This window comes from Subtercola sp. RTI3, from assembly GCF_035018625.1.
Lineage (GTDB): Bacteria > Actinomycetota > Actinomycetes > Actinomycetales > Microbacteriaceae > Subtercola > Subtercola vilae.
Genome location: NZ_JASJXO010000002.1, coordinates 118,717 through 133,760, shown reverse-complemented (window position 1 = coordinate 133,760; position 15,044 = coordinate 118,717). Strand labels below are relative to the sequence as shown.

At 66.7% G+C, this 15,044-nt stretch carries 13 protein-coding genes; 2 read left to right on the top strand and 11 right to left on the bottom strand.

Annotated elements, in window-relative coordinates; all coding sequences use genetic code 11:
- Positions 1-60 precede the first annotated feature (60 nt).
- The 10 genes from purB to QN358_RS02020 form a co-directional block, all read right to left on the bottom strand.
- Positions 61-1,443, bottom strand: a complete 1,383-nt coding sequence (gene purB, locus QN358_RS02065) for an adenylosuccinate lyase (protein ID WP_323511451.1) — start codon at positions 1,441-1,443, stop codon at positions 61-63.
- A 7-nt stretch (positions 1,444-1,450) separates the two neighbouring features.
- Positions 1,451-1,993 (bottom strand): low molecular weight protein-tyrosine-phosphatase, encoded by a 543-nt coding sequence (locus QN358_RS02060; RefSeq protein ID WP_323511450.1) that lies wholly within the window; start codon positions 1,991-1,993, stop codon positions 1,451-1,453.
- Between the two features lie 15 nt (positions 1,994-2,008).
- Positions 2,009-2,404: a phage holin family protein gene (locus QN358_RS02055; protein WP_136640226.1), complete on the bottom strand. Its 396-nt coding sequence runs from the start codon at positions 2,402-2,404 to the stop codon at positions 2,009-2,011.
- A gap of 16 nt (positions 2,405-2,420) precedes the next feature.
- Positions 2,421-3,743 (bottom strand): glycosyltransferase, encoded by a 1,323-nt coding sequence (locus QN358_RS02050; protein ID WP_323511449.1) that lies wholly within the window; start codon positions 3,741-3,743, stop codon positions 2,421-2,423.
- Positions 3,740-5,524 carry a glycosyltransferase gene (locus tag QN358_RS02045; protein ID WP_416351944.1) on the bottom strand — a complete coding sequence of 595 codons (1,785 nt, stop codon included), beginning with the start codon at positions 5,522-5,524 and terminating at the stop codon, positions 3,740-3,742. The genes QN358_RS02050 and QN358_RS02045 overlap by 4 nt, the downstream gene beginning before the upstream one ends.
- Positions 5,525-6,274: 750 nt before the next feature.
- Positions 6,275-7,252: a sugar-binding transcriptional regulator gene (locus tag QN358_RS02040; protein ID WP_323511447.1), complete on the bottom strand. Its 978-nt coding sequence runs from the start codon at positions 7,250-7,252 to the stop codon at positions 6,275-6,277.
- Between the two features lie 40 nt (positions 7,253-7,292).
- Positions 7,293-8,288, bottom strand: a complete 996-nt coding sequence (locus tag QN358_RS02035; protein WP_323511446.1) for a sugar phosphate isomerase/epimerase family protein — start codon at positions 8,286-8,288, stop codon at positions 7,293-7,295.
- On the bottom strand, positions 8,285-9,829 hold the full coding sequence (locus QN358_RS02030; RefSeq protein ID WP_323511445.1) for an FGGY family carbohydrate kinase: 1,545 nt from the start codon (positions 9,827-9,829) through the stop codon (positions 8,285-8,287). The genes QN358_RS02035 and QN358_RS02030 overlap by 4 nt, the downstream gene beginning before the upstream one ends.
- Positions 9,822-10,823, bottom strand: coding sequence for a transketolase family protein (locus QN358_RS02025; RefSeq protein WP_323511444.1), 1,002 nt, complete (start codon positions 10,821-10,823; stop codon positions 9,822-9,824). Before QN358_RS02025 ends, QN358_RS02030 begins: the two co-directional genes overlap by 8 nt.
- Positions 10,820-11,698, bottom strand: a complete 879-nt coding sequence (locus QN358_RS02020; RefSeq protein ID WP_323511443.1) for a transketolase — start codon at positions 11,696-11,698, stop codon at positions 10,820-10,822. The genes QN358_RS02025 and QN358_RS02020 overlap by 4 nt, the downstream gene beginning before the upstream one ends.
- 69 nt (positions 11,699-11,767) lie before the next feature.
- Between QN358_RS02020 and QN358_RS02015 the strand changes: the two genes are divergently transcribed.
- The gene (locus QN358_RS02015; protein ID WP_323511442.1) at positions 11,768-12,703 is read left to right on the top strand and encodes a nucleoside hydrolase; all 936 of its coding nucleotides are present in this window, start codon (positions 11,768-11,770) and stop codon (positions 12,701-12,703) included.
- A 22-nt stretch (positions 12,704-12,725) separates the two neighbouring features.
- Here QN358_RS02015 and QN358_RS02010 read toward each other — a convergent pair whose 3' ends face one another.
- On the bottom strand, positions 12,726-13,328 hold the full coding sequence (locus tag QN358_RS02010) for a TetR/AcrR family transcriptional regulator (protein ID WP_136640234.1): 603 nt from the start codon (positions 13,326-13,328) through the stop codon (positions 12,726-12,728).
- A 168-nt stretch (positions 13,329-13,496) separates the two neighbouring features.
- On the opposite strand from QN358_RS02010, the gene QN358_RS02005 reads away from it, so the two are divergent.
- Entirely contained in the window at positions 13,497-15,017 is a 1,521-nt protein-coding gene (locus QN358_RS02005; RefSeq protein ID WP_323511441.1) for an ABC transporter substrate-binding protein, read from the top strand.
- Positions 15,018-15,044: the final 27 nt, after the last annotated feature.

The following is a 15,044-nucleotide window of genomic DNA, read 5'->3' as shown; positions in this document are numbered from 1 at the left end:
CAGCCCGGCCGCATCGCCCGGCCCGCCCGCATCGCCCAGCCCGGCCCGCTGGGCATCGGCTCAGACGTCGAGGTAGTCGACGAGTGAGCCGGCGAGCCCGGTGTAGGTGGCCGGGGTGAGCCGCAGCAGGTGCTCTTTGGCCGCATCGCCGATGTCGAGCGCTGACACGAAGGCGGTCAGCTCGGTCTGGCCGATGCGTTTGCCACGTGTGAGCTCTTTGAGCAGCGCGTACGGGTCGGTGATCGAGCTGCGACCCGCCGTGATCTCTGCACGCACCACGGTCTGGATGGCCTCGCCCAAGATCTCCCAGTTGTCATCGAGATCGGCAGCGAGCACCTCACGGTTGAGCGAGACCTGGCCGAGGCCGCCCACAATGTTGTTCAGGGCGAGCAGGGAGTGCCCGAGGGCCACACCCACGTTGCGTTGCGTGGTGGAGTCGGTGAGGTCGCGCTGCAGGCGACTCGTCACGAGGGTCTGGCCGAGTGAGTCGAGCAGGGCGTTCGACAGCTCGAGGTTGGCCTCGGCGTTCTCGAACCTGATGGGGTTGATCTTGTGCGGCATGGTCGACGACCCGGTGGCCCCGGCAACCGGGATCTGGGTGAAGTAGCCGAGTGAGATGTAGGTCCACATGTCGGTGCAGAGGTTGTGCAGGATTCGGTTGGCGTGCGCGATGCGCGAGTAGAGCTCGGCCTGCCAGTCGTGCGACTCGATCTGCGTGGTGAGCGGGTTCCAGGTGAGACCGAGCGAGGTGACGAACTGCTCGGAGATGAGCGGCCAGTTCTGAGTGTCGTCGGCGGCGAGGTGCGCGGCGAAGGTGCCGGTGGCGCCGCTGAACTTGCCGAGGTACTCGCTCGTGTCGAGCTGCTTCGCGATGCGTTCGAGTCGGTACACGAAGACGGCGAGCTCTTTGCCCATGGTTGTGGGGGTGGCGGGCTGACCGTGGGTGCGGGCGAGCATCGCGTCAGCGCGGTAGGCCAGCGATTGCCGACGAAGTTCGGCGATCACCTGGCGAAAGCCGGGCATCCAGACCTCTGTCACCGCTTGGCGAATGGTGAGTGCGTACGAGAGGTTGTTGATGTCTTCGCTGGTGGCCGCGAAGTGGGTGAGTTCGGCGATCTCGGTGAGACCCAGGTCGGCGAGGTGGCGGCGCACAAGATACTCGACCGCCTTCACGTCGTGGCGGGTGGTAGCTTCGAGGCCGGCGAGCTCGTCGATCTCGGCCTGGCCGAACGACGAGCCGAGGCTGCGGAGCTCACGGATCTGCTGCTCGGTCAACCGGTGTGACCCGAAGAGTTCGTGGTCGGTGAGGTAGAGCAGCCACTCGAGTTCGACGTGTACCCGGGCACGGTTGAGACCGGCTTCAGAGAGGAATTCGCCGAGACCGGTGACGGCGGCGCTGTACCGGCCATCGAGAGGGCTGAGGGGTTGGGGGGGAAGCGACATGGGGGTTCTAAGCTCCGGTTTGGTGTTTGGCGGGAGTGTGCCGGAGCGCGGGCTCGAGCTGGGCAAAGAGGGCGACGCAGGCGCGTTCGATGGTGGCCAGCACCTCGTCGAACATGGCGGCGGTCGAGTAGTACGGGTCTGGTACGTCTGGCAGCCCGGCCGCCTCGGGATCGAAGCTAGACAGCAGGCGTATCTTCGACCGGTCGGCGTCGTTCTGGGCCCAGTCGCGCACCACGCGTTCGTGACTGCGGTCGAGTACCACCACCAGGTCGAGGTCGGTGAACCAGTCGGGGTCGAACTGCCGGGCACGGTGCACGTCGCCGGTGTAGCCGCGGCGTTCGAGCGACTCCACCGTGCGGGGGTCAGCCTTCTCACCCACGTGCCAGTCGCCGGTGCCGGCCGACGACACGGCGATACGGTCGTCGAGGCCGCCGCGGTGCACAAGATCGTTCAGCACGACCTCGGCCATGGGCGAGCGGCAGATGTTGCCAGTGCACACCACGCAGACGCGAAAGACCCCGTCAGACAGAGGGGCGCGGTCGGCAGGCATGCGTCTATTCTCCCGTTAGTTGCGGCGACGGGCGAACGGCTTCAGAATGGCGCCGATGATGGCGCTCAGAATGGCCAGAACGAGCGCACCGAGCACCGCCCACCAGAAGCCATCGACCACGAGACCGAAGCCGAAGAGGCCGGTCACCCAGCTCGCCAACAGCAGCAGGATGGCGTTGATCACCAGCGAGATGAGACCGAGGGTGAGAATGTACAGCGGGAATGCCACCACGCGAATGGCTGTACCTATGATGCCGTTCACGATGCCGAAGATGAGTGCGACGAACAGAAACGACAGCACAACGGCAAAGCCGTCGGGGGCATAGGGGTCGACCTTGACGCCCGAGACGATGAGCGTGGTCAGCCAGAGCGCTACGGCGTTGGCGATGAGAGAGACGATGAATCGGCGCATGCGTCAACTATTGCAGTTATTGCAGGTCGGGCACCGACGACGTATCTGTACCCAGCAGAAACTCGCGCGCCCGATCGCGGCCCGGGTTGGCGCGCAGGTCTTCGCCCAGTGCCGCGGCCGCTCGGGGGGCAGGGCCCGACAGTACGGAGGCGACAGCCGCGCGCACATCGGCGGGGGTTGCGGTGTTGGGGTCGAGAGCGAAGCCAAGCCCTGCGGCTTCGATGGCGCGAGCGCCCGCGAACTGGTCGGTCGAGAAGGGCAGCACGAGCATCGGCACCCCGGCGGTCGCAGCCTCGGTGACGGAGTTGTTGCCGCCGTGGGTCACGATGAGTGCCGAACGCTCGAGCAGGGTGACCTGGGGAAGGAATCCACGCAGCAACCACGTGCTCGGCACACCCGTGAACTGCGAGGGCGGGGTGCTGCCGGTGGCGAGGGCCACTCTGATGGGCAGGGGGGCGAGGGCATCCACCACCCGCTGCAATACGTCGGTGCGCACCGAGAGAAAGCTGCCGAAGCTGACATAGACCACGGGGGTATCGCTTTCGGTGAGCCAGGCCTCGACGTCGGCATCGAGCGGTTCGCGGCGCACGGCCGAGCCGAGAAAGACGTGCGGTGAGAGCAGGGCCGTGCGTTCGGCGGGGTGCAGGGCCTCGGGGTAGTTGAGCAGCAGCAGGTCGCCGTGTTCGGCGAAGGCGTCGCGGGAGGGGGCCGCGCCGGGGTTGAGTATGGCGAGGGCGGCGTTCCACTGGGCGGTGAAGGCGTCGCGAATGCTCTCGTTGAGAGCGCGCAGTTCGCCGAGTTCGTCTTGCCCGGGCGTGAAGGCGGTGGGCCAGAAGGGTGGGTGGCCGTACACCTCGTCGCCGACGGGCAGGGCGACCGGATGCCCGAGCACCACATCGCCGTACGAAATACCCGCGGCATCGAGCCCCAACCGCGCGCCGAACGCAAGGTGGTCGACCACGATCTGGTCGGGAGCGACCCTCTGCACCACAGCCTGCACATTCTTCGCTGTCTGCACAGGATTCCACAGCAGGTCGCTGCTGCGGGCGCTGGCCTGGAATCGTAGGGTCTCGACCATGCCGACACGCGTGGCGTCGAAGAAGCCCCGCAGCGCATCGTCTTCACCGGTCGGCTGGTCTTCAGCGCGAATGACGCCGGGATTCGAACCGCGCCCGAGTTGCAGGTTGACACGTGAGAAGCCGAATGCGTCGACGATCGACGCGGTCGCGGGGCCCGTGGCGACCACCACATCGTCGCCCGCCTCCTGCCACGCCGTTGCGAGTGTTGCCAGTGGCAGCAGGTGCGAGGCGTAATCGGGGCTGATCACGAGCAGGGTCACTGGGCGAACTCCGAGTGGTCAGATGCGGCGTCGCGGCCGGTACGGCCGCCTGTACTACGTGCGCGACCCGTGCGACCCGTGCGGTTGGCGCGCTCGGCCACGCCGAGGTACACGCCGGTCAGGGCGTGGGCCATGGCTCCGATGGTGAAGTGCTCCCTGATCAGCGACTGCGCCCGATCGACGCGGGCGTCGTCATTCTCGAGCGCCGTATTGATGTGGGCCAGAGCGAGCGCATCGCGAAGGCCCTGGCGAATTCCGAGCGGCGAACGGGTGTCGACCAGAAAGCCTGTGATGCGGTTCTTCACGTACGTGGCGGGGCCCCCGCCGTCGGGTGCGACCACCACGAGTCCTGCTGCGAGGGCTTCGAGCAGAGCGATGCCGAACTCCTCTTTGAGGCTGCCGCAGACGTACACGCCGCGCTCGCCGATGAGCCCCGGGCGGCCGAATCGCACCGCCGCGAGCCAGCGCGACACCACGTCGTTCGGGCGGTGCCCGGCAAGAATCAACCCGTCACGGGCTTCAGGATGCGCTGCGAGGGTCGCCTCGATGCGATCGAGTTGCCCCTGCTCATCGGCCGACGGGTCGTCGAGGTCGCCGCCCACGAGTACGAGGTTGCTGCGCTTCACGAGAATGGGGTCGGCCGCCCACGCTTCGACAATGGTGGCCATGCCTTTGACGTGGTGCAGGCGCCCCACGCTGAGGGCGACGGGCAGCCCGTGGCGGTGCTTCGGCAGCGCGCCGACCAGAGCGTCGAGCTGGGCGAAGGCGTTGCCCGTCGGCAGTTGCTGCGGGGTACTCGCGACGGCGGTCGCCGAGTCGGAGCCAGTGTCGGCTCTGTGCGGCGCCGAACGCACGTGAAGCGCTGCACGCGCCTCGCGAAGGCCCGCCTCGATGACCGACACGTCGATGCCCTCTGGCACGACCGTGTACTGCTCCGGCTCGGCGTCGATGTCGATCCCGAGCAGTTCGCTGAGGTCGCCGCTGAGGTCGGGGCGGGGAAAGAGCACGGTGTGGGCCGCTTGGCGGGCGAGCCGCTGAACGAGCCGGGTGCGAAACCAGTAGTGCTCGTGTTCGTCGACCTCGCCGAACGAACGCCGGGTGAGGGCACCCGACATGTCAAGGGCGTGGATGACCGCGTGCGGGTCGGGCGCGAGAGTGAAGACCACGGGGATGTCGAGTCGTTCGGCCACCGCAGCCGCCGCCATACTGCCGACCTCGGCCATGCGCAGATGCAGCACGTCGACGGGGCCGAGCGCCAACAGCGCGCGGCGGATTCCACGTTCCGCGGCCACGCGGGTGGGCCAGGCGCTCGCGGTCGACCACGGGTCGCTGAGCAGGGGGATGGGGGCGAGAATGTGCCGTTCCGTCGTGTTCGACCCATAGTCGGGATCGGGCAGCACCGCGAGGGCTGCGGCAGCCGACCCGCGCGACATGGTGATCACGCGGGAGATTCCGGGTTCCGCGGCGAGGGCGTCGCCGAGGCGCACGAGCAGCGTGGCGATACCGCCGTTGTCTCCCGCGCCGGCACGCGTGAGCCCTCTGTCGATGTCGGCGTGCAGAAAGAGCTGCGCCACCGTGAGGCCGCCCGAAGCATCGGCCGAGCGGGCAGCGCCCTCGCGGGCATCCGGGCCACCCGGCAGGCGTACCGGCGGGTTCAGCGACACCTCGATGTCGTAGGCCGCGAGCCGCGCCACGTCGCCCAGCTCACCCGGCAATTCGGCGAAGCGCTCAACTACATGGAGGGCTTCGTTGTCGATGTTGCGGTCACCGAGCGCCGCCATAGCTGCGATGCGAACGGGTAACGCCTCGGCATCGTCGGTGGCGATGAAGCAGAGCGCTCGGCCCGCGACGCGCCCCGGAATCAGTCCGAGCGTCTCGGCAAGCCGAGCACGTGCTGCGGGTATCGACTGCCCCATCAGCGCGCCCTCGAGCGCGAGCGCCACATGATCGGGTGTCGACTGCGCCCACTGCTGCAGGGTGCGCTGGGCCAGGGCGCCGGTGAAACCGCCAGAAATGACGCCGGCCACGAGACGGGAGACTGCATCCAGACGGGGCAGCCGTGTCCAGAACGCCCAGGCGGCGTGCTCGCGGAGAAAGGCACGGTCGCTCGAGAGCAGGTCTGAGAGAACCCGCTCAGCCTCGTCGTCGTAGACGCGGGCAAGGGCGTGCACGGCGGTGATGGCGGTGAGCGCGTCACTCTCATCGTTGATGAGCTCGGTGAGCACGCCGACCGACTCGTGCCCGAAGCGGTCGACCGAATCGGCGAAGTCGTCGGCCGAGCGCAGTGCGTCGAGAATGAAAGGGGTCTGCCGCAGCTGCAGGAGGGAAGAGTGGATGCTCATGGTGCGGGGCCTCGTATCTGTACTGCGCGGCGCAGGCGCGCCATGGTGGCCCTCATCGCTGGTGCCTACGGTGTCTTCGGAGCAGAGCCCGGTACAGACAGGTACAGCTGATTCATTGGCCAGACTAAGTGAATGCGATGTCGTGCTTATCGGCAATGCCTTGACTCCGCGCCGCCGACGTGCACAAGTTCACCGCGGCGCGAGCAGATATTCGGCTGTTGCAACGTCGGTGATGAGCACGTCGGCCCAGCCGCCCCGCAGGCAGGCCCGAATGGCCTCGTGTTTGCGGGTACCGCCGGCGATGGCGACCTTTCGCGGAACCGCCCGCAGCTCGGCGCTCGAGATGCCGAGCACCCGTTCGTGCAGTTCGGCGTCGACCAGGGTGCCGTCGGCGTCGAAGAATCGCAGGCACACATCGCCCACCGCCCCGGCGCGCCGCAGGGCATCCTGATCGGCCGCGGTGATGGCGTTACCCGAATTCTGCAGAAGCAGCGACGGCTCGAGACTGCCCACCCCCTCGAGAACCACCGTGAGGCTCGGCCACTCGGTGACGGCCTCGAGAATGTAGGGGTCGGCCAGCAGCGCATCGCGCACGGCGCTCGTCGAAACGACTCCCGGGGCAGGAAAGAACACGGCGTCGGCTCCCGTGACCCGAGCGAGGCGGTCGGTGAGGTGGGTGGCCTGAACCTGAACGGCCGGGTTGCCCACACCGCCGAGCACCTGCACGATGGTCTCGGCCGTGCGTGTGGTGCGGGGTGCCATGGCGTCGACCGTGGCCAGCAGGGTCGACGACCACGACGAGATGCCCACACGATCGCTGCCGGTGAGGGTGGTCTCGAGGTAGGCCGCGCCCGCACTGCCGAGGGCCTGCAGCAGGCCGCGGTCGTCGTCGGCGGCATCGACCACCACGACGTCGGCCAGAGAGTACCGGGCCTGCACGCCGTCTTCGAGCTCGGAGTGCACCCCGGCCGGCGGCACCACGATGGTGCGCACGATGCCGAGGGCCACGGCCTCTTTCAAGAACCGTGACACCCTCGACTGCGAGATGTGCAGCCGGGCTGCGATCTCGGGCTGCCTGACACCCTGCTCGTGGTAGAGCCTGGCGATCTTCGTCAGCAGCGACATGCGGTCGACGGGCAGTCGGCTGCTGGTGCGCTCGAATGACATGCTGTTCAGCGTACGGCAGCCGGATGCCCGGCCCGGTGCCCTACGCGCTCTCGCCGTAACTCGAGAACAGTGCCTGCTGCGCGAGTGCCAGCGCGGTGAGCGAGTCGTGGTTGTCTTGAGCGGCCTGAATGGCGGCGAAGTCGAGTTTCTCGAGGCCCCGGTCGGCCGCCTTCAAGAAGTCGATCGCGTGGTTCGCAGCCTGCACGCTGTCTTCGCGAAAAGGAAACTGGTCGAGCTGCCAGACGCCCTCCCAGTTGTTCTTACGAAGCGTATAGAAGAACTCGAACAGCTCGATGGGGTGCACGGTGCCGGCGACCATGTCGTCGTCCCACTGGCGCAGGTTGTCGTTCACGTCCATACCGAACAGGCGACCGTAGTCGATGGCGAGCTGGGCCGAGTCGGCGGGCGACTCGCCGCCGAACAGGGCGTGGCCGAAGTCGAGCAGAATGCCCACGTTCGGCAGGCCGATCTTCTCGATGCCGAGCAGGGTTCGGGAGACGGAGTCGAAGCTCATGTGCACGCGGGGTTCGCGTGGCTTGTACTCGATGACGAACTTCAGGTCGGGGTTCTCGCTGGCGAGCCGGCCCACGCCGTCGAGGGAGTTCTTCCAGAGCGCACCGTGGTCGACCTGGAACGGGTAGTCCCAGCCGTCTTGGCCCGGCCACAGCTTCACGTAGTCGGCGCCGAAGAAGCGCACGACGTCGGCAGCCTCGTTGATCAGCTCGTTGGCGCGGCGGCGAACACCCGGGTCGGGGTTCGTGAAGGCGCCCTTCGCGAACTCGCGGGTGTACATCTCTGGCGTGATGCCGATGACGCTCAGGTTGTTGCGATCGAGGGCTTCTTTGACCTGCTCGTTCGTGAACTCACCGCCGAAGAAAGGGTAGTTCAGGTCGACGACCGAGAGGTCGCGAACCTGGCCGGCGAGGTCGATGGCGTCGATGACGCTGCGCGGTTCGCCATAGCCGTCGGTGGCGTAGCGGTCGACGTAGGTGGCGAAATGCCAGATTCCGGCGCCGTAAACCTGCTTGTTGCTCATGATGCGGTCTCTTTCTCGAAGGAGGTGAGGGAGGGAAGCCTGGTGCCACGGGCGGTCGCCACAGCAGTGAGCCAGCGCTCACGGCGGGTGCGGGCATCCGGCGCCGAAAGCTGGGGCTCGAACACGGTGCTGCCGCGGTCGAAGGCCCGCACGGTGTCGTCGCTCCAGATGCCGGCGACCGTGCCGGCGAGGTGCGCCGCGCCGAGGGCCGAGAGGCCGCTCAAGGTGGGGCGCTCGACCCTGCGCTGGCTGAGGTCGGCGACGAGCTGGGCGAGAAAGTCGTTGGCGGCCGGGCCGCCGTCGATGAGAATCGTCTCGAAGCGCCCCGATTCTGCTGATTCGGCAGCGGCGAGCACGTCTTCGATCTGCAGGGCGATCGACTCGACGGCGGCGAGGGCGAGGGATGCCCGGTCGGTGCCGAGGTCGAACCCCGTCATGACCGCTTTCGCCGACTCGTCCCACCAGGGTGCCCCGAGCCCCGCGAACGCGGGAACCAGATCGACGCCGGTCTCGGGCGATGCCGATGCCGATGCCGATGCGGCGGCCGATTCGGCGAGGGCGAAGAGTTCGGGCGGGGTGACGCCGAGCAGCCCGGCGAGCCAGGTCGCCGTCGAACCGCTCGAGAGAATGTTGCCCTCGAAGGCCAGCGTCGTCTCTGGCGTGCACCAGGCGATGGTGGTGACCAGCCCGGCTTCGGCGCCCCGGCCCGGCGGGAGGAGGCCCATGATCGACGAACCGGTGCCGAGGGTGACCTTCACAGAACCAGGGGTGCGCACGCCGTGGCCGTAGAGGGCCGCATGCGAGTCGCCGAGTACCGCGGCGAAGCGGGTGCCGGCCGGGAGCGACGGTACTGCAGTGACCACCGCCGAGGGCTCTGACGATTCGGCGAGCCGCGGCAGCGCCCGGCGCGGAATGTCTAACAACGTCAGCAGCTCGTCGCTCCAGTCGAGCGTCTCGAGGTCGAGCAGCTGGGTGCGGCTGGCGTTGCCGAACTCGATGCGGTGTTCGGTGCCGCCGGTGAGGCAGTACAAGAGGTACGAGTCGACGGTGCCGAGGGCTATCTCGCCGGCGGCGGAGCGCGAACGGTCGGGGTCGACCTGGTCGAGCAGCCACGAGAACTTCAGCGCAGAGAACATGGGGTCGAGGGGCAGCCCCGTGATGGCGCGCACGCGCGGGCCGTGGCCGGCCGCCGCGAGGGCCTGTGCTGCGGCAATGGTGCGCCGGTCTTGCCAGCCGAGCATCGGGCCGAGCGGTTCGCCCGTCGTGCGGCTCCACGCCACGGCCGATTCGCGCTGACTGCTCAGTGCGAGAGCGACGACGCGCGAGCCGAGCCCGGCGGAGGCCTGCTGAATGCCGGTGATGACGCTGGCCAGAATGGCCCGGGCATCCTGCTGCACCCAACCGGGGTGCGGGTGTTGCTGATCGAGCGCGACAGAGCTCGAGCTGATCACGCGGCCCGCCTCATCGACGGCGTTGACTTTGGTTGAACTCGTTCCCTGGTCGACCGCAATGATCACGGGCGACCCGGAGTGGTCAGGCATGGGCACGTGCCTCCCGGGCGGCGGTGACGAGGTGGGCAGAACTCAGACCGAAGTAGTTCAGCAGAAAATCTGTGCTTCCGGTAGGTGCGAACTCGGTCAGCCCCAGGATGCGCAGCGGAACCCGGGCGCCGGCTTCGAGTTGCGACACCACGCTGGCCACGGCAGCACCGAGGCCGCCGGCGATGTTCGCCTCTTCGGCCGTGACGATGGCGCTCGTCTCGCGTGCGGCGGCGACGATTGCTTCGACGTCGAGTGGGGCGATGTACGACGCGTTCAGCACGCGGGCCTCGATGCCGCTCTCGGCGAGCACGGCGGCGGCTTCGATGGCACGGGAGACCACAGTTCCGGTGACGATGAACGTCACGTCACGGCCCGCTCTGATCTGCTGAAAACGGCCGCGAACAAGCTCGGTGCCTTCGGGCGTCACGTCGGGCACCTTGTGCCGGCCCACCCGGATGAACGTGGGCCGCGGGTTCGCCACGGCAGCCCGCACGGCCTGGCGCGTCTGCAGTCGATCGGCCGGAACAATGATGTCGAGACCCGGGAGAGCGCGCAGCCACGACAGGTCTTCGACCGAGTGGTGTGTGGGGCCGAGTTCGCCGTACGCCATGCCCGGGCTCATGCCGCAGAGAATGACGTTGTGCTGGCTGTAGGCCACGTCGGCCTTCACCTGCTCGAGCGAGCGACCGGTGAGAAACGGTGCCGCGGCGCAGACGAACGGAATCATGCCCGAGCTGGCGAGGCCCGCACCGACGCCCACCATGTCTTGTTCGGCGATGCCGACGTTGATGAGGCGGCTCGGGAATTCGTCGCGGAAGGCCGTGAGGTTCGACGAACCGACCGAGTCGTTGCACACCGCGACGATACGCTCGTCGGTGCGCGCGAGCCGGATGAGCTCGTCGGCGAAGGCCGTGCGGTTGTCGTAGGTCGGGGCGGTCGGGTCGTTCGTGGCGCTTGGGGTGGTCGCGGCGGGCGCCGTGGTGTCGATGCTCATGACAGCTCCTGAAGTGCGAGAAGCACCTGTTCGGCCGAGGGAACCTTGTGGTGCCACTCGACGCGGTCTTCGATGAATGAGACGCCCTTGCCCTTGACGGTGTTGGCGATGATGGCGACCGGCTTGCCGGTGGTCGAGGGCGCGAAGGCCTCGATGAGCTCGGCGTAGCTGTGGCCGTCGATGACCCGCACCTCGCAGCCGAACGACGCGAGCCGCTCGTCGAGCGGGTCGAGCGCATTGGTGTCTTCGGTGCGCGCCCCCTGCTGCAGGCGGTTGCGGTCGACGATGGCGACGAGGTTGTCGAGCTTGTACTGAGACGCGGTCATCAGCGCCTCCCAGTTGCTGCCCTCCTGCATCTCGCCGTCACCCATCACCACGAAGATGCGAGCGTCGTTCTTCGACAGCTTTGCAGCCATGGCCTGGCCGACGGCGACGGGCAGCCCGTGCCCGAGCGGGCCCGTGTTGGTCTCGACGCCGGGCACCTTGTTGCGGTTCGGGTGACCGTTCAGCGACGAGAGGGGCGCCATGAAGGTGTTCAGCTCGGCCGGCTCGAAGTAACCGCTGTGCGCGAGGGTCGTGTAGAGCGCCCCCGCGCAGTGGCCCTTGCTGAGAATGAAGCGGTCGCGGCCGGCCAGCGTGGGGTTCGCCGGGTCGATCCGCAGTGTGTACGCGTAGAGCGTGGTCAGAATGTCGGTGACCGACAAGTCGCCGCCCACGTGGCCCTGGCCCGCGGTCGAGATCATGGTGATGATGCTGCGGCGGGTGAGACGAGCCTTCTCGGCCAGCAGTGCGTCTCGGTCGGCGGCGCTGGCATCTTCGAGCTGTGCGCGCAGAGCGCGCCACACCTCGACCTGCTCGAGATCAGTGGCTAACATCGATTGCATACCTATTCACTAGTGAAGTAATTTACAAAGCTTGTCACGAGCGCGCTTATGCTGTCAACCATGACCCCACCCCGCATGCGCCTGATTCTCGACAATGACTACTCGGGAGACCCTGACGGCCTCTTTCAGCTCGCGCATCACGTTCTGTCACCCTCGGTCGACATCCGGGCCATCATCGGCTCGCACCTGCGGCCGGGCGACCCGTTCGACCCGTCAGAGACGACGGCCGACAACGCTGTGATGCGGGCCCGCGAGGTGCTCCAGGCGTTGGGGCTGGATGCCCGTTTCGCCGTCGTGGCCGGCAGCAATGTCGCCCTCACCGACGCCCGCACCCCGCACGACTCCGCGGGTGCGCGGGCCATCGTGGCCGAGGCCATGCGTGACGACACCGACCTGCCGCTGTACATTGCGTGCGGCGCCGGGCTCACCGAGCTGGCCAGCGCGTTTCTGCTCGAGCCACGCATCGCCGGGCGGCTCACGGTGGTGTGGATCGGCGGCAACGAGCATCCGGCCCTCGCCGTCGAACCGCCGCGCGCTGACGCGGTGGAGTACAACCTCAACATCGACATCGCGGCCGCGCAGGTGGTCTTCAACGAGTCGGAGCTCGACGTGTGGCAGGTTCCGCGTGACGCGTACCGGCAGACGCTGATGTCGAACGCCGAACTCGAGTTGCGGGTACGGCCGTGCGGGGCGGTGGGCGAGTTGCTCTACCAGAGCATCCATTCGGTCGTCGACATGGCGGCATCGCACGACGTGATGCTCGGCGAAACCTACATCTACGGCGACAGCCCGCTGGTGCTGCTCACCGCGCTGCAGTCGTCGTTTCAGGCCGATCCGTCATCGAGCACCTACGCCACTGTGCCCGCACCGCGCATCGAGGCCGACGGCAGTACGACGTTCAGCGGAGTGGGCCGACCGATCAGGGTCTACACGCGGCTGGACGTTCGGCTCATGTTCGACGACCTGTTCGCCAAGCTCGCGCTTCACACGGCGTAGCGGCGCGTCGACGGCGGTGCGTCTACAACGGTACTGACAACAATCGCGCCACATACGCGTGCACTTCGTCGACCATCACGACCGATGTGCGGTCGAGCAGCCACTGCACCTGCAGCCCATCCATCAGTGCGACGAGCGAGCGGGCCGCGCTCGCCGGGTCGACGCCATCGACGAGTTGCCCGCGCTCTTTCATGTCGGCGAAGGCCTCTGTCGAGATCCCGATGCTCCACTGGTAGCGGGCGATGAAGTACTGGTGCGCCGGATGCTCGGGGTCGGTCGCCTCGGCAGACAGAACGCAGTGCAGCTCGACCAGGCCGGGAATGCTCGCGTTGTATCGCACGAGTTCGACGAGCCCGCGAATCAATTCGATTCCCGCGCTGTCGAGCGGCACGCGCATTCGCGCATCGTCGTCGCGGGCTTCGAGAACCGCTGCAAGCAGCTCGGACTTGTTCGAGAAATGGTGCAGCAGGCCGGCCTGGCTCATTCCCACGCGTTCGGCGATTTCGCGGAGCGAGCCGCTGCGATACCCGGAGGTCGCGAAGACTTCAAGCCCGGCCATGACGATCTCCCGTCGCCTGAGCGAGGTTTTGGCGTAGCTACCGCGAAGCTTGCCCGTGAGTGTCATGCCATGAAGAGTAACAAGATTCAGCATGCGCGTGAGGCTTCTCAGCAGACCTCGAATCTGCGGGTTCACCCTTTTCTTTTGAAAACCTAGTGGTCACTCGCTTTTTGTGTTACCTTCGCTTTTCAGATGTAGTCCGACGGCGGATTACCGTTTTGTAAAGGAATAAAGATGTTCCGATGGAAGAGGCTGACGGCTATCGCTGCCGTCGTCGCTCTGGGGCTCACCGGTTGCGCAGCAGGCGGCAGTGACTCCTCGAGTGGCTCACCGACGACACTCACCCTGGGTGTTCTGGTACCTGCGACGACGTTCGAAGCGTCAGGTTTGAACTGGGCCAACGAGTCGCCCTACGGCCAGGCCGTGTACGACTCCCTGCTGCGCGGAAACCCCGACGGCTCGATCGCGCCGAACCTCGCCACCGATTACACCTACAACGCCGACAAGACCGTTCTCACGCTGAAACTGCGCACAGACGTGAAGTTCACCGACGGTACGGCCCTCGATGCCAGCGCCGTGGCGCAGAACCTGCTTCGCTTTCGCGATGGCACTTCGCCCAACAAGTCGTATCTCGCGGCCGTGGCAGACGCCACCGCCACCGACACAAGCACCGTGACCATCACTCTCAAGGCCTCCGACCCCTCGCTTCTCAGTAACCTCACCCGAAACGCCGGCATGGTCGAGAGCCCGGCTGCCTTCACGAAAGCCGATGTCGCCACGAACCCTGTCGGTTCGGGCCCCTACATTCTCGACGTTGCAAAAACTGTCGTGGGTACCAGCTATGTGTTCGAGAAGAACCCGAACTACTGGAAGCCCGCTGACGTTCACTACGACAACCTCACGCTCAGTGTCTTCTCCGACGCCACCGCTCTGCTGAACGCCATCAAGGGCGGCCAGGTCAACGCGACGAACACGGCAAGCAACAACGACCTCGACCAGATCACGGCAGCGGGATTCACGATCAATCCACTTGAGCTGAACTGGACTGGTCTGATGCTGATCGACCGCGACGGCACTTCGAACCCCGCGCTCGGCGACGTGCGCGTTCGCCAGGCGATCAACTACGCCTTCGATACCAAGGCCCTGTTGCAGGCCGTCGGCCAGGGTTACGGAACACCCACCTCGCAGATCTTCCCGAAGACATCTGTCGGCTACGACCCCGCGCTCGACTCTGCGTACACGTACGACCCGGCCAAGGCCAAGGCCCTGCTGGCCGCGGCTGGCTATGCGAACGGGCTCACGCTGCAGATGCCGAGTACGTCGCTTCTCGGAACCGCGGTCTTCACGCTGTACGCACAGCAGTTGAAAGACGTGGGCATCACCGTGAACTTCACCGACGCGGGCAACAACTACATCTCTGACGTTCTGGCACCGAAATACGGGAGCTACTACTTCATCTTGCAGGAAGACCCCGACTGGGCGCTCATTCAGTTCTCGATCGCCCCGAACGCGACGTTCAACTCGTATCACACCCAGAATGCCACTGTCGATGCGCTCATCGAGAAGATCCACAACGGCAGCCAGGCCGACTCCGACCAGGCCGTGAAAGACCTGAACAAGTACGTCGTCGACAACGCCTGGTTCGCACCGTGGTACCGCATGCAGTCGAGTTTCGCCACAGATGCCCACACCAAGGTGACCGTGCAGGCCGACAACGCCTACCCGTACCTGTGGAACTTCACGCCCATCTCATAACCCGCTTCACCCGCTAGGTCTGGCGGT

Excerpts from the sequence above, each read along its gene's own strand:
- purB (WP_323511451.1), bottom strand. The coding sequence starts at position 1,443 with ATGTCGCTTCCCCCCCAACCCCTCAGCCCTCTCGATGGCCGGTACAGC.
- QN358_RS02060 (WP_323511450.1), bottom strand. The coding sequence starts at position 1,993 with ATGCCTGCCGACCGCGCCCCTCTGTCTGACGGGGTCTTTCGCGTCTGC.
- QN358_RS02055 (WP_136640226.1), bottom strand. The coding sequence starts at position 2,404 with ATGCGCCGATTCATCGTCTCTCTCATCGCCAACGCCGTAGCGCTCTGG.
- QN358_RS02045 (WP_416351944.1), bottom strand. The coding sequence starts at position 5,524 with ATGGCGGCGCTCGGTGACCGCAACATCGACAACGAAGCCCTCCATGTA.
- QN358_RS02040 (WP_323511447.1), bottom strand. The coding sequence starts at position 7,252 with ATGTCATTCGAGCGCACCAGCAGCCGACTGCCCGTCGACCGCATGTCG.
- QN358_RS02035 (WP_323511446.1), bottom strand. The coding sequence starts at position 8,288 with ATGAGCAACAAGCAGGTTTACGGCGCCGGAATCTGGCATTTCGCCACC.
- QN358_RS02030 (WP_323511445.1), bottom strand. The coding sequence starts at position 9,829 with ATGCCTGACCACTCCGGGTCGCCCGTGATCATTGCGGTCGACCAGGGA.
- QN358_RS02025 (WP_323511444.1), bottom strand. The coding sequence starts at position 10,823 with ATGAGCATCGACACCACGGCGCCCGCCGCGACCACCCCAAGCGCCACG.
- QN358_RS02020 (WP_323511443.1), bottom strand. The coding sequence starts at position 11,698 with ATGTTAGCCACTGATCTCGAGCAGGTCGAGGTGTGGCGCGCTCTGCGC.
- QN358_RS02015 (WP_323511442.1), top strand. The coding sequence starts at position 11,768 with ATGACCCCACCCCGCATGCGCCTGATTCTCGACAATGACTACTCGGGA.
- QN358_RS02010 (WP_136640234.1), bottom strand. The coding sequence starts at position 13,328 with ATGACACTCACGGGCAAGCTTCGCGGTAGCTACGCCAAAACCTCGCTC.
- QN358_RS02005 (WP_323511441.1), top strand. The coding sequence starts at position 13,497 with ATGTTCCGATGGAAGAGGCTGACGGCTATCGCTGCCGTCGTCGCTCTG.